General features: G+C 60.5%; 14 protein-coding genes and 2 tRNA genes. 4 read left to right on the plus strand and 12 right to left on the minus strand.

The window, feature by feature from the left end; translation table 11 throughout:
- The 8 genes from BS300_RS07830 to BS300_RS07865 all read right to left on the minus strand — a co-directional run.
- Positions 1 to 401, minus strand: a 401-nt coding sequence (locus BS300_RS07830) for a metal-dependent hydrolase (RefSeq protein ID WP_071912430.1), incomplete at its 3' end; no start/stop codon positions are given.
- A 190-nt stretch (positions 402 to 591) separates the two neighbouring features.
- Positions 592 to 1,803 carry a NupC/NupG family nucleoside CNT transporter gene (locus BS300_RS07835; RefSeq protein WP_071911985.1) on the minus strand — a complete coding sequence of 404 codons (1,212 nt, stop codon included), beginning with the start codon at positions 1,801 to 1,803 and terminating at the stop codon, positions 592 to 594.
- 358 nt (positions 1,804 to 2,161) lie between these two features.
- On the minus strand, positions 2,162 to 2,587 hold the full coding sequence (gene arsC, locus BS300_RS07840; RefSeq protein ID WP_081043504.1) for a glutaredoxin-dependent arsenate reductase: 426 nt from the start codon (positions 2,585 to 2,587) through the stop codon (positions 2,162 to 2,164).
- A gap of 61 nt (positions 2,588 to 2,648) precedes the next feature.
- Positions 2,649 to 3,713, minus strand: coding sequence for an ACR3 family arsenite efflux transporter (arsB, locus tag BS300_RS07845; RefSeq protein ID WP_071911987.1), 1,065 nt, complete (start codon positions 3,711 to 3,713; stop codon positions 2,649 to 2,651).
- Between the two features lie 108 nt (positions 3,714 to 3,821).
- The gene (gene arsA / locus BS300_RS07850) at positions 3,822 to 5,585 is read right to left on the minus strand and encodes an arsenical pump-driving ATPase (protein WP_071911988.1); all 1,764 of its coding nucleotides are present in this window, start codon (positions 5,583 to 5,585) and stop codon (positions 3,822 to 3,824) included.
- Positions 5,586 to 5,612: 27 nt separating this feature from the next.
- The gene (gene arsD / locus BS300_RS07855; protein WP_071911990.1) at positions 5,613 to 5,981 is read right to left on the minus strand and encodes an arsenite efflux transporter metallochaperone ArsD; all 369 of its coding nucleotides are present in this window, start codon (positions 5,979 to 5,981) and stop codon (positions 5,613 to 5,615) included.
- Between the two features lie 4 nt (positions 5,982 to 5,985).
- On the minus strand, positions 5,986 to 6,354 hold the full coding sequence (locus tag BS300_RS07860; RefSeq protein WP_071911992.1) for a helix-turn-helix domain-containing protein: 369 nt from the start codon (positions 6,352 to 6,354) through the stop codon (positions 5,986 to 5,988).
- Positions 6,355 to 6,551: 197 nt separating this feature from the next.
- On the minus strand, positions 6,552 to 6,950 hold the full coding sequence (locus BS300_RS07865) for an META domain-containing protein (RefSeq protein ID WP_071911994.1): 399 nt from the start codon (positions 6,948 to 6,950) through the stop codon (positions 6,552 to 6,554).
- Positions 6,951 to 7,118: 168 nt separating this feature from the next.
- Here BS300_RS07865 and BS300_RS07870 point away from each other — a divergent pair, with 168 nt between their 5' ends.
- Positions 7,119 to 7,598 carry a hypothetical protein gene (locus BS300_RS07870; RefSeq protein ID WP_071911996.1) on the plus strand — a complete coding sequence of 160 codons (480 nt, stop codon included), beginning with the start codon at positions 7,119 to 7,121 and terminating at the stop codon, positions 7,596 to 7,598.
- Position 7,599: 1 nt separating this feature from the next.
- Here the strand turns inward: BS300_RS07870 and BS300_RS07875 are convergent, their stop codons facing one another.
- Entirely contained in the window at positions 7,600 to 8,079 is a 480-nt protein-coding gene (locus BS300_RS07875; RefSeq protein ID WP_071911998.1) for a putative 4-hydroxy-4-methyl-2-oxoglutarate aldolase, read from the minus strand.
- A gap of 42 nt (positions 8,080 to 8,121) precedes the next feature.
- Positions 8,122 to 8,529: a DUF3293 domain-containing protein gene (locus BS300_RS07880; protein ID WP_083593455.1), complete on the minus strand. Its 408-nt coding sequence runs from the start codon at positions 8,527 to 8,529 to the stop codon at positions 8,122 to 8,124.
- 395 nt (positions 8,530 to 8,924) lie between these two features.
- Between BS300_RS07880 and arcA the strand changes: the two genes are divergently transcribed.
- Complete coding sequence (gene arcA / locus BS300_RS07885; RefSeq protein WP_005338193.1) at positions 8,925 to 9,644, plus strand: two-component system response regulator ArcA; 720 nt, start codon at positions 8,925 to 8,927, stop codon at positions 9,642 to 9,644.
- 146 nt (positions 9,645 to 9,790) lie between these two features.
- Here the strand turns inward: arcA and BS300_RS07890 are convergent.
- Together BS300_RS07890 and BS300_RS07895 are read right to left on the minus strand one after the other, a co-directional pair.
- Positions 9,791 to 9,865: transfer RNA gene (locus tag BS300_RS07890), tRNA-Gly, on the minus strand.
- Positions 9,866 to 9,880: 15 nt separating this feature from the next.
- Positions 9,881 to 9,954 (minus strand) — tRNA-Gly (locus BS300_RS07895).
- 201 nt (positions 9,955 to 10,155) lie between these two features.
- Here BS300_RS07895 and cydD point away from each other — a divergent pair.
- Both cydD and cydC read left to right on the plus strand, forming a co-directional pair.
- The gene (gene cydD, locus BS300_RS07900; RefSeq protein ID WP_071912002.1) at positions 10,156 to 11,925 is read left to right on the plus strand and encodes a cysteine/glutathione ABC transporter permease/ATP-binding protein CydD; all 1,770 of its coding nucleotides are present in this window, start codon (positions 10,156 to 10,158) and stop codon (positions 11,923 to 11,925) included.
- A complete protein-coding gene (gene cydC / locus BS300_RS07905) occupies positions 11,918 to 13,648 on the plus strand; it encodes a cysteine/glutathione ABC transporter ATP-binding protein/permease CydC (protein ID WP_071912004.1) in 1,731 nt (576 codons plus the stop codon). Before cydD ends, cydC begins: the two co-directional genes overlap by 8 nt.
- Positions 13,649 to 13,804 lie beyond the last annotated feature (156 nt).

A 13,804-nucleotide genomic window follows, 5' to 3' on the forward strand; every position in this document is an offset into this window, starting at 1 on the left:
GGGGCGACCCGGATCACCTGCCAGGGGGCGAAGAAGCGCTCGTCACGCCACGGCCAGAGCCAGCCAACCCCCTTGCCGCCGGTGGTGAGGGAATCGAGCAGGCTGTGGGAGAGCAGAGAGACCAGCAGAAACGACCAGACGGTGGCAGCGCTGGCCCTAAACTGGCGGTGAAACAGCATGGCCAGTGTGGGTAGAGCAAAGGCACACAGCAATGAGTGGGTAAAGCCGCGGTGGCCAAAGACATGGCCGTAGGCGACCCCCAGTTTAAAGGCGAGCACGTCGGCATCGGGCAGCATGGCGATGGCGACCCCGGCCAGCAGCAGGCGCGGCGGAATCATCCGGCTGCCAAGCCCCAGTCCAAGACAGAGAGGGACAGCGGCGTGAGTGACTATAGTGGGCATAGGATAAAGCTCCAACTGAAAACATTATCCTACCCTACCCCCACTCGGTGAAGTGAAGGTGAAGTGCACCACCACATCGATAGCGCCCTCTTGTCGCCATCAACCAGCCATAAAAAGACCCCCTCTTGCCAAGCGGCAAGAGGGGGTCTTTTGTTTGAACCGCCGGCTAACCGGCTATTGCCTCACGCTATCAAGCCAGCGAGACAAAGATCCCGGCCAGGGTGGCGCTCATCAGGTTGGCCAGGGTCGCCGCCAACACTGCCTTGAAGCCCATATTGGCCACATCGTGACGGCGTTCCGGCGCCATGGTGCCGATGGAGCCGAGCTGCACCGCAATAGAGCCCAAATTGGCGAAACCGCAGAGCGCGAAGGTTATGATGATCTGGGTGTGGGCGCTCAGATCCGCCTTGATATTGGCAAAATCCAGATAGGCGACGAACTCGTTCATGATCACCTTCTGACCAATCAGGGATCCTGCCGCCATCATCTCGCTGGCGGGCACACCAATCAGCCAGGCCACCGGAGCGAAGAGATAACCCAGCAACTGCTGCAGGGAGAGATCGGCCCAGCCGAACCACTCGCCAACCGTGGTGAGACCGGCGTTGATCATGGTGATAACGCTGACAAAGGCCAGCAGGATAGTGCCGATGGCCACAGCGATCTTCATGCCGCCCATGGCACCGCCCGCCAGTGCGTCGATGGCGTTGCTGTAGTCGCTCTTGTCGAGGGTGATCTCGGTCTGATCGCTCACCTGCTGCTGCTCCGGCACCAGCAGTTTGGCCATCAGCAGGCCACCCGGCGCAGCCATAAAGGAGGCGGCGATGAGGTATTTCAGATCCACACCCAGACCGGCGTAACCGCCCAGTACCGAGCCCGCTACCGAGGCCATGCCGCAGGTCATCACCGCGAAGAGTTCGGAGCGAGTCATACCAGCGAGGAAGGGACGAATAAGCAGCGGCGACTCCCCTTGCGACAGGAAGATATTGCCGGTGGCCACCAGTGACTCGGCGCGGCTGGTGCCGAGCAGACGATGAATGGCGCCGCCCAGTACCCGGATCACCCACTGCATGATGCCGAAGTGGTAGAGCACGGCGATCAGCGCGCTGATAAAGATCACCAGCGGCAGCACCCGCACGGCGAAGATAAAGCCGTTGCTGGCCAGATCGCCAAACACAAAACGGATGCCGCTGTCGGCAAAGCCGAGCAGGGCGGAGACGCCATTGCTCATGGCACCGAGCATGATTTGTCCGGGGGGGAAATAGAGCACCAGAGCAGCAAAACCGGTTTGCAGGGCGAGCGCCCCCAGCACGGTTCGCCAGCGGATGGCTCGGCGGTTTTCACTGGCCAGCCAGGCGATAAACATCAGGGCCAGCATACCGACCAGACTCAATAACAGTGTCATCTTGCACCTATGAAGAGAGGAGTTTCATATGGCAAGTCTGCAGACAGGCGTCGCGGGCGATCCGGCGGGAGAGGTGCCGACCCACGCGACACGCAGACCACAAACCTACAGGTTAGTGGCGGGTCCCATCCTGGGGTCATTCACGTTCCGGGTGACAGCATGTATCGGGTGACGCCAGCGCCATCGCAGGGGGAGATGCGGCTGGGTGGCAGGTCGGGCGGCGATGGTACAGTGATCCTCGTCACAGAAAAAGCGGTAAAACGATTGGCCGCAATAACTTTTTCAACTTGTTCACACAACGAAACAGGGCCAGCGTGAAGCTGGCCCTGTTTCAATCCGTACTTGAGTACTCAGATGATTACTTGAGGCGCTTGCCGCTCGCATCCACCACCTGCTCGCCATCTTCCTTGGCGAAGGCCCCTTTTTGCTGATCGGGCAATATATCGAGCACCACCTCGGATGGGCGGCACAGTTTGGTGCCGAGGGGGGTAACCACGATGGGACGGTTGATGAGGATGGGGTGGGCTAGCATGGCATCGATCAGTTCATCATCGCTGAAACGATCTTCCGCCAGACCGAGCGCCTCGTAGGGTGGCACGTTCTTGCGCAGCAGATCCCGCACCGGCATACCCATGGCAGCGATCAGCACCACCAGCTGGTCGCGGGAGGGTGGCGTCTCCAGATAGTGGATGACAGTGGGTTCCACGCCGCTGTTGCGGATCAGCTCCAGGGTGTTGCGGGAGGTACCACATTCCGGGTTGTGATAGATGGTGATTGCACTCATTTGCGTGTCTCTCATGAATCAAGTGAATAGAAAATCGATAGCATCAGTTGGCGGCCATCAGTTAACGGCTCAGCCCCGCTTCGTACCAGGGTTTGCTGGCGTTGACGATGCGCACCACCAGCAGCATGACCGGCACCTCGATCAGCACCCCGACCACGGTGGCAAGCGCCGCGCCTGAGTGAAAGCCGAACAAGCTGATGGCGGCGGCCACCGCCAGCTCGAAGAAGTTGGAGGCGCCGATCAGGGCGGAAGGACAGGCGACCGAGTGCTTCTCCCCCACCTTGCGGTTGAGCCAGTAAGCCAATCCCGAGTTGAACAGCACCTGGATCAGGATCGGCACCGCCAACAGGGCGATGACCAGCGGCTGCTCGATGATGGCGTTGCCCTGAAAGGCAAACAGCAGCACCAGAGTGAGCAGCAGGGCTGCCACCGACCAGGGCTGGATGCGGGTCATGACGCCGTCAAAATGTGCCTCTCCCTTTTTCAGCAAGGCCTTGCGCAGCAGCTGGGCAATGATGACCGGGATGACGATATAGAGCACCACAGAAGTGAGCAGGGTATCCCACGGCACTATGATGCTGGAGACCCCGAGCAGCAGCGCCACCAGCGGCGCGAAGGCAAACACCATGATGAGGTCATTCACCGCCACCTGCGACAGGGTGAAGTAGGGATCGCCGTTGGTGAGGCGACTCCAGACAAACACCATGGCGGTGCAGGGAGCCGCCGCCAGCAGGATCAGGCCCGCCACATAGCTGTCGAGCTGATCCGCCGGCAGCCAGTCGGCAAACAGCACGCGAATAAAGAGCCAGCCGAGGAAGGCCATGGAGAAGGGCTTGACCAGCCAGTTGATAAAGAGGGTGACCCCAATGCCCTTCAAATGGCCCTTCACCTGATGCAGGGCACCAAAGTCGATCTTGAGCAGCATGGGGATGATCATCACCCAGATCAGCAGCCCCACCGGCAGGTTGACCTTGGCCACCTCCATGGCGCCGATCGCCTTGAAGAGATCCGGTAATCCCTGCCCGAGGCCAATTCCCACCAGAATGCAGAGGGCGACCCAGGCGGTCAGATAACGTTCAAAAAAGCCGATGGCAGGCACGGCCTTGGCATCACATGTTGCAGACATCACAGCTCCCGATACGGCGCAATCCCGCATCTTCTATTGGTTCAAAACAAAGGGTTATAACAATAACGGCATATTCAAACCGCCCCGGCAGCAGGCCGGGGCGGCGACTCAATGGTGCTGGCAGAGGCGGCGCAGGGCATCGGGCCCCACCGGCTCCTCGGCGAGCAGCGGCACCACGGCGTAGCGGCTGGCGTGTTGCTGCTCGACCGCCTCGATATGAGGCAACTGGCGCTCAGCCCGCAGTTGCAGCAGCGGCGAGCTGACCGCGGCTTGCTGCAAGCTGTGGTTGATGAGCCAGCCCCAGGGCTCGATGCCGGCTCGGCGCAGGTCGGCCTGCAGATTGGCAGCCTCCTGCACCGGCGTCGGCTCGGGCAGGGTCACAATCAACACCTTGGTCTGCTTGGGATCCTGCAACTGCATCATGGGGGTGGTGAAGTGCAGCCCCTTGTTTCCCATCTGACGAGCGATCTCCCTGTGGTAGGCGCCGGTGGCGTCGAGCAGCAGCAGGGTGTGGCCGGTGGGGGCAGTATCCATCACCACGAAACGCTTGCCCGCCTCGCGAATAATGCGCGAGAAGGCCTGAAAAACGGCGATCTCCTCGGTACAGGGGGAGCGCAAGTCCTCCTCCAGCAGCGCCCGCCCCTGCTCGTCCAGCGCAGCCCCCTTGGTGGCCAGCACCTGGGCACGGTAACGCTCGGTCTCGGCGTGGGGGTCGATGCGGCTCACCTCCAGATGGGGCAAGCTACCGGCCAGGGTCTCGCTCAGGTGTGCGGCAGGATCCGAGGTGGTGAGGTGCACCGGCAAGCCGCGGCTGGCCAGCTCCACCGCCACGGCGGCCGCCAACGTGGTTTTGCCCACCCCGCCCTTGCCCATCAGCATGATGAGGCCGTGACCGTCGGCGGCCAGCTCGTCCACCAGCGAACTCAACTCGGGCTGGGCAGGCAGATGGGATGACGTTGTCAGTGATACCTGCGCACCAGCATCCTGTGGTTGCAGCAGCTGGCGCAAACTGTCGAGCCCCACCAGATTGGTGGCCAGCAGCGGGATATGATCCTGCGCCAGCCCCTTTATCCCCTGCGGCATCTGGGCGAGAGCCTGTTGCTCGCGCTGCCAGAGCGCTATTGCCAGCGGATCTCCGGCAATGGCGCCTTCGGGGAAGAGGCCATTGATCACCAACTGCTGATTCAACAAGCCGATGGCGGCCAGCTCCTCGTGGGTGCGGGCCACTTCCCGCAGAGTGGAGTGCTGGGCGCGTGCCACCAGCACCAAGCGGGTGCGGGCGGCATCGGCCAAGGCGGCAACCGCCTCGGCATACTGGCTGCGCTGTTTCTCCAGCCCCGCCAGCGGGCCGAGGCAGGAGGCATCCCCCTTGCCTTGCTCCAGAAATTCGCTCCAGGCTCCCGGCAGTTGCAGCAGCCGGATGGTGTGGCCGGTAGGGGCCGTATCAAAGACGATGTGGTCATACTCGGCCAGCAGCGTTTGGTCGGTCAGCAGCGCGGTGAATTCGTCAAAGGCGGCGATCTCGGTGGTACAGGCGCCGGAGAGCTGCTCCTCGATGCTGCGCACCACGCTCTCGGGCAACTTGCCGCGCACCGGCCCGACGATCCGCTCCCGATAGGCTTTGGCCGCCGCGGGGGGATCTATCTCCAGCGCCGACAAACCGGGCACCGCGGCGATGGCGGTGACGCGATTGCCGATCTCGGTGGCAAACACCTGCCCCACGTTGGAGGCAGGATCTGTGCTCACCAGCAGCACCCGCTTGCCGGCGTCACAGAGAGCCATCGCACTGGCGCAGGCCAGCGAGGTCTTGCCCACCCCGCCTTTGCCGGTGAAGAAGAGAAACGGCGGTGGATTGGTCAGAAAGTGGTACATAGTCTCTCCCGAGTGGTACGTCGCGACTCAGCAGCAACCGCTGCCAGAGCAGCAGCCACCCTTGACGATCCCCTTGATGGCCGCTTGCGGCGCAGGCAGCCCGGCATAACGGGCCAGCTCGCTGCGACTCGGATAACGACCGGTCAACACCACCAGCCCTTCCACCAGCACCAGCGGCAACCCCTCCTCCCCGGCGTGGGTCAGAAAAGCGCTGACGGCAGGTGTCTCGGCAAACTGCATCGGCTGCTGTGCCAGATTGAAACGCTCGATGGCTACCCCCTGCGCCTTGGCCCAGGCAAGGTCGGCTGCGAAGGTGACCAGTGCCTGATCAACCTCGGTACCGCAGACACCGCTGGAGCAGCAGAGGGCGGGATCAAAAATCTGAATGGCAGACATGGCATTACTCCTTGGTGCAGCAGGGCTGCGCAGGCAGAACATGGGGGGAGCAGGCTGACTCGGCACGCATCACGCCGCACGCCTCGGGATGACCGGCGCAGCACTCCTCGGTGAGGTAGGCGATCACATCAAGCATCAGGGGAATATTGGCGCGGTAGCGCAGAAAGCGCCCCTCCTGCTCCACTGACAACAGACCGGCATTGAGCATCGCCTTCAGGTGAAACGAGAGGGTATTGGGGGCAATATCGAGCTCGCTGGCTAGTTCACCCGCGACCCGCCCCTCCAGTCCGGCCTTCACCAGCAGCCGCCACACATCGAGCCGGATACCGGATGCCAGCGATTCAAAGACCTTGGTGGCCGTCTCTTTGTTCATAGTTGCCTCTCGTTGGATGCTCTTTTATTTCAACTATACAAGAATTATTGAAATGATCAATTTGCAGACTCTCATTTCGCCATCATCAGAAGTAAGAGCAAAAGTATCGGAAGGAAAAGCAGGAAGGGGATTGCATCGGATGAAACAGAGACGCCCTCCGGCAGGGAGGGCGCCAGCCAAGGGTCTGCAACAGACTCTTACTTGGTCACGGGAATGGCGTTGAAGGTGAGCAGGGCCGCCTTGTTGGCATCGCTCAGGGTCAGCTGGTTGCCGTTGATGGTGTAGGTGGCCACCTTCTCCAGCTTTTGCAGGAACTCGGTCTCTTTGTTCATGGCATCGCCGATGCACATCATGCGAGTGGAGCCCATGGCTCCCAGCGTCAAGACACCGTCACCCTGCTTGGTGATACCGCCAAAATAGCGGTTGCAGCCGCCTTTGCCCGCCACCTTGCCGTCGACAACTTGCAGGGTAAAGGTATCGCCGGTGGCACCTTGCAGTTGCCAGCCGGATGCCTGCAGTTGAGTCATGGTAGAACCGGTCGCCATGGCGCAGCCTCCCAGTGCCAGCGCGGCCAGCAGAGTCAGTTTCTTGTTCATGGATTCACCTCTTAATGATTGGACTCATCAATATGGCAGCCTGTTTAACATGCTCAGCGCCTCAGCCAAAGCGATTTATTGTGATCAGAGTTCACTTAACTCCGCTCTGGCATGTGCCATGCTTGTGCCATGCTTAAGCTCAGTTCCGGACCCAGGGAGGGGAAAAGAATGACCAAGGCGCTTCTCATCACACTGCTCGCATCCTGCACCAGCGTGGCCGCTCAGGCTGCCGACTGGGATCTCTTCAAGCAGCCAGCCGATCCCTCACTCTATGTCAAAAGTTACTCCGGGGTACTGCTCAACAGTCAGAGCCATCACAGCGACAGTTTTGATCTCTGGCTGGTCAACAGCGGCTATCAATATCCGGTGATGGATGATGTCAGCCTCTTTATGGAAGCGGGGCCGGCTGTTGCGGATCAGAACCGCCAATCAGGTTTCAATATGAGCTCGGGGGTACGCTATCAGCTCTCCCCCGCCTTCAATGTCGGCAGCCAGATCCGCCATCTGGAGCTCAATCAGGGCCGCACCCTGCTGGAGCTCAACTCTAGCCTGCTGCTGACGCCCAGACTCTCCCTTACTGCCAATTACGGCGTCAGCACCTTTAAAGCCGATCAGGCGCTGAGCCTGGGTGTTGGTTTCAACTTCTGAATCAGATCAGCGGCGTGGCACTCACCACCACGCCGTTGCGATCCGCGTAGATGTAATCCCCTTCATGAATGGTCACGCCGGCAAAGTTCACTACAGCGCCAAGCTCGCCCTGCCCCCGCTTCTCCGTCTTGACCGGGCAGGCCGCCAGCGCCTTGACCCCGAGCGCCAGCGTGGCCAAAGTGCCCACATCCCGCGCCGCGCCGTGGATCAGGATCCCCTCCCACCCCTGCTCCACCGCCTTGATGGCCAGTTGATCACCAAGCAGTGCCCGGCGCAGTGAACCACCACCGTCGATCACCATCACCTTGCCCTGGCCGGGTCGAGTGACCAGCTCCCGCACCAGACTGTTGTCCTCGTAGCAGGAGAGGGTCACGGCGCGACCGTAGAAGATGGCCTTGCCACCGAAATCGTGAAAACAGGGTTCAGCCACTTGCAGCATATCGCCGTGCTGATCGCAGAGGTCAGGCAGAAGATCCAGCATGATTTGATTCCTTTCAGATGCATGAAGATGTTCATTCTTTCATCAACAATTGGCTCTGACAATCCAGAAAGCAGCGATATCTCCCAGACAAACTGCTGATTTATCGCTTAATACCGGCACCAGCCAGAGTTGTCCCTTTTCGATCCAGTAGATGGCGTTCTGGCCAAAGCGGGCAGCCAGTGCGCAAGCCTCTGGCAGGGGCAGCGCCACAGCGAGCGAGGACTCGCGCCAGCTTTCGTCCGGTGCGGCTCCCCATACAGGGCCAGCCATATTGACGCCCGGCATGGACTCCAGATGACGCCAAAGTGCCAGCTCGCGACGCCGGTTGCGACGATCTCCGACCCATTGGCTGGCAGGATTCCAGGCTGTAACGATGGCAAATTCAGGCCAGGAAGGCATTCCAAATGGCGCTAAAAAGCAAATTTTCTTGTAGTTTTCCCACAAAATCATGTCAATCACATGTTACATTCCATTACATTTTATAGGGGCGAAAACCCGGTTAAGGCCAAGTATGATGCTGTTGTGCCACGGTTTGACCTATATCAAAACAGAGTTAAAAAGTTGCTATCTGACGGCAAAGGGTGTTGTTATGCTCCTGTTAACTGATAAAATGCGGCAACTTCGTAATGGATGACCTTTCCAGGCTTTGCTCGAGTAGTCTTCTCGGGAACCTATAAGTGGCACAGGGATATTTGCCGATACTGATGCCAAATTCACACTATGCCGACCTGACCTTCATACCCAGGATGACGTAATTAATTTTCAGGATCAGTCAGGAAATCGGCTTGAAACGCCAAGAAGTGTTAAATTTAAGATAATTAACTGATAAGAATCTGGGAATACTCATGCAAACACCACACATTCTGATCGTCGAAGACGAACTGGTCACTCGTAATACCCTGAAAAGCATTTTCGAGGCAGAAGGCTACATCGTACTCGAGGCCAACAACGGCGACGAGATGCATCAGGCCCTCACCTCTCACACCATCAATCTGGTGATCATGGACATCAACCTGCCGGGTAAAAACGGCCTGTTGCTGGCCCGCGAGCTGCGCGAGAACGACAACATTGCCCTGATGTTCCTGACCGGTCGCGACAACGAAGTGGACAAGATCCTGGGTCTGGAGATCGGCGCCGATGATTACATCACCAAGCCGTTCAACCCCCGTGAACTGACCATCCGTGCCCGCAACCTGCTGAGCCGCACCATGAATGTGGCTGCCGGTGGCGAAGAGAAGAAGCTGGTCGAACGTTACCTGTTCAACGGCTGGGCGCTGGATATCAACAGCCGCGCACTGGTCAGCCCCACCGGCGACATGTTCAAGCTGCCGCGCTCCGAGTTCCGTGCCATGCTGCATTTCTGCGAAAACCCGGGCCAGATCCAGACCCGTGCCGAACTGCTGAAGAAGATGACCGGCCGCGAGCTCAAGCCCCACGACCGTACCGTCGATGTGACCATCCGTCGTATCCGCAAGCACTTCGAAAGCGTCAACGATACCCCGGAGATCATCGCCACCATCCACGGCGAAGGTTACCGTTTCTGCGGCGAGCTGGAGCAGGAGTAATTCCGCACCGCTTACCCATCCGAAGAGGCGCCTGTGGCGCCTTTTCTTTTTTCCGGATTCCGGTGCGCCATGAAGAGTGGCAAAGAGAAGCAAATTGCGGACAAACAAAAAGCCCACTCGCAGGAGTGGGCTTTTTGCTTTGAAGCTGGAGCGGGCAGCGGGAATCGAACCCGCATCATCAGCTTGGAAGGCTGAGGTAATAGCCATTATACGATGCCCGCCTGGCATCTAAAATTTGGAGCGGGTGATGGGAATCGAACCCACGTATGCAGCTTGGGAAGCTACCGTTCTACCATTGAACTACACCCGCGTCAGGGCTCCTACTATATGCATTTTGCCGGTGAGCGCAATGCCGTCCTTGCCACTTTTTTCAATAAATCAATCTGTTCGGACAAGGATTGAACAGTCGGTTGCTTTTTCAAGCAAACATTTTCAACACAGATAATTTACAAGGTTGCCAAGACCAAACGGCGAGGATAGTCTTGCGCCACTCGACGCGAGGATGGTGGTAATGGATAAAAAAACGCAAAAACGTCTCTATGGCTGGTTGCGCACGCAATCGAGTCACGGTCGCCGCTGGATCACGATTTCCATCGCCTTTGGCCTGGGTCAGGGCATTCTGATGGTAGCGCAAGCCTGGCTGCTGGCGACCCTGCTCCACGGCTTCATCATTGAGGGCAAACAGCCGGAACAATCCATCCCCCTCTTTATTACTCTGCTGCTGGTAACCCTCGGCAAGGCGGCACTCGCCTATGGCCGCGAAGTGGCCAGCTTCAAGGCCGGCAGCGCGGTGCGCCAGACCATCCGCCAGCTGGTACTCACTCGCTTAAGCCGTCTCGGCCCTGCCTATATCCAGCGTCGCCCGGCCGGCAGCTGGGCCAGCCTGCTGCTGGAACAGATTGAAAACATGCAGGATTTCTTCTCCCGCTATCTGCCGCAGATGGCCATCGCGGTCTTTATTCCGGTGGTCATTCTGGTGGCCGTATTCCCGGTCAACTGGGCGGCGGGCCTGATCCTGCTCGGCACAGCACCGCTTATCCCCATCTTCATGATCCTGGTCGGTGTCGGCGCCGCCGATGCCAACCGCCGCAACTTTCAGGCGCTGGCTCGTCTCTCCGGCCACTTCCTCGATCGCCTGAAGGGGCTGCGCACCCTGCAACTCTTTATGCGTACCCAGGCTGAAGGCGATGCCATTCGCGACGCCTCGGAAGATTTTCGCGAGCGCACCATGGAAGTGCTGCGCCTAGCGTTTTTAAGCACCGCCGTACTGGAGTTCTTCGCCGCCATCTCGGTCGCGCTGGTCGCCGTCTACTTCGGCTTCTCCTATATCGATCACCTCGATTTTGGCCACTATGGCAGCAAAGTTACTCTCTTTACCGGCCTGTTCGTGCTCTTCCTTGCCCCCGAGTTCTACGCGCCTCTACGCGAACTGGGCGCCCACTACCATGCCAAGGCACAGGCCATCGGCGCGGCCGAACAGCTGCTCGAATTCCTCGAAGCCGAGGTGAGCGAGCCAGCCGCAGGCAACACCCCTTTCCACGCCGACAGCCCCATCAAGGTTGAAGCCAAAGGTCTGGAAGTGCTGAGCGCCGAGGGCAAGGTGCTGGTCGGCCCCATCGACTTCACTCTTGAAGCAGGCTCACGCACCGCCCTGGTCGGCATCAGTGGCGCAGGCAAAAGCTCGCTGGTCAACGCCCTGCTCGGCTTTGCCCCCTATCGCGGCGAGCTCAAGGTAAATGGTCAGGAGCTGGCCACCCTCGATATGAGTCAGTGGCGCCTGCAACTGGGCTGGCTCTCGCAAAACCCGCAACTGTTCCACGCCTCGCTGCGCGACAACCTGCTGCTGGCCAAGCCAACAGCCAGCGATGCCGAGCTGGAGGAGGCCCTGAAACGGGCGCAGGCATGGGAGTTTGCCATGGAGAAGGGGTTTGACTATCCGGTTGGCGATCAGGCAGGCGGCCTCTCGGTCGGTCAGGCCCAGCGCCTCGCACTGGCACGTACTCTGCTCAAGTCAACCCAGCTGATGGTGCTGGACGAGCCGACGGCCAGTCTGGATCGCCACTCGGAGCGGGCCATCATGGCCACCCTTGAAGAGGCGATGGCCAACCAGACCCTGCTGATGATCACCCACCGCCTCGACCAGCTCGGCCAGATGGATCAGATCCTGGTGCTGGAGCGCGGTCAGCTGGTGGAACAGGGCAACTTCCAGCAACTTTGTCAGGCAGAGGGGCCATTCGCCCGGCTGCTCTCCCAACGTTCCGAGGGCTCTCTCGATGACTGATCTCTTGCCGTTTCTGCGCCTCTACCGTCAGCACTGGCTCAGCCTCTCCCTCGGCCTGCTGCTGGCACTGGTCACCCTGATTGCAGGGATGGGGCTGCTGTCCCTCTCCGGCTGGTTCCTCTCTGCCGCCGCCGTTGCCGGGATGGCAGTCGCCAGTCGCGACAGCTTCAACTACATGACGCCGGCTGGCGGGGTGCGCTTCTTCTCCATCATCCGCACCGCAGGTCGCTGGGGTGAGCGAGTAGTGAGCCACGATGCCACCTTCCGGGTACTGACCCGGCTGCGGGTCTGGTTCTGGCAAAAGCTCTCGCCACTCTCCACCGGTACGCTGGCAGGCTTTCGCCAGGCGGATCTGCTCAACCGGCTGGTGGCAGATATTGACGCCATGGACCACGTCTACCTGCGCCTGCTCACCCCCATTGGTGCCGCGCTGCTGGGCACTGGCGCCATGGTGCTGTTCCTCTCCCTGTTCGACAGCCGTCTCGCCCTGACCCTTGGCGCCATTCTGCTGTTTGGCATGATCGCCCTGCCGCTGGTGTTCTACTTCCTCGGCCGTCGCCCCGGTCAGGCACTGATCGCCGAAAAGGCCAGCCTGCGCACCCGCATGGTGGACTATCTGGATGGTCAGGCCGAGTTGCAGATGTTTGCCGCCGCCCCCAAGGCGCTGGATGAACTACAGCAGGCCGAGCAGGCGCTGCTCACTGCCCAAGCCCGCATGGCCAAAGTGAGCGGGCTGGCCAACTTCTCGGTGCAACTGCTGAGCGGCTGGACCCTGACCCTGATGCTCTGGATGGCAGGCCACGGGGTTGCAGGGGCTGCGCCCGATCCCGTCACCGCCCTGATGGTATTTGCCACGCTGGCGAGCTTCGAAGCGCTGATGCCGCTGGCTGGCTCCTTCCAGCACCTCTCCACCAGCCTCACCTCGGCACGCCGCCTGAACGAGATCCTGCAAGAGGCCAAGGCGCCCGAGTGGGGCAGCGAGCAGGCTCACGCCAGCCAGGGTACCCTGCAGATCAATGACCTCTACTTCGGTTATCCCGGCAATCCGCAGCCGGTGCTGCGCGGCTGCACCCTGCAACTGCACGCTGGCGAGAAGCTGGCACTGCTGGGCCAGACCGGCTGCGGCAAATCGACCCTGATGGGGTTGCTGACCCGCGAGTGGAGCCCGCAAGCGGGCAAGCTCCTGCTGGGTGGCAAGCCGCTGACCGACTACAGCGAAGGGGCACTGCGCGCCTCCATTTCGGTGGTGAGCCAACGGGTACACCTCTTTGCCGATACCCTGCGCGGCAACCTCAAGCTGGCGGCCCCGACCGCCACTGACGAGCAGCTGGTCGAGGTGCTGACCCGGGTTGGCCTTGCCACCCTGCTGGAAGATGAAGCGGGTCTGGATGCCTGGCTCGGCGACGGTGGCCGCCCGCTCTCCGGTGGCGAACGCCGTCGTATCGGCATTGCCCGCGCCCTGCTGCACGATGCGCCGCTCTGGCTGCTCGATGAACCTACCGAGGGGCTCGACAGCCAGACCGAGCGGGAGATCATGGCGCTGCTGTTCACCCTGGGGGCCGACCGCTCCATGCTGCTCATCTCCCACCGTCTGCTGGGACTGGAGCAGATGGATCGCATCGCCCTGATGGAAGAGGGGCAGATCCGCCTCTGCGCCCCTCACGATGAGCTGCTGGCGGATGAGTACTATCGCAGCCTGCATCAGCGGCTGGCGCCGGTCTGATATCCGCCTGATGGCGGTCACACCCTGACATTCGAGGTCAAAACGGGGCTGGCCGCCACAGGCGACTGGCCCCTATAATGGCCCCTCATTATTCAACAAGATGCCGACATGGAGCGCCTGCGCCTTTCTACTGTCCTCATCACCGACACAAGATAC

Origin of the sequence: Aeromonas sp. SCS5 (assembly GCF_001887375.1) — a bacterium.
Lineage (GTDB): Bacteria > Pseudomonadota > Gammaproteobacteria > Enterobacterales > Aeromonadaceae > Aeromonas > Aeromonas jandaei.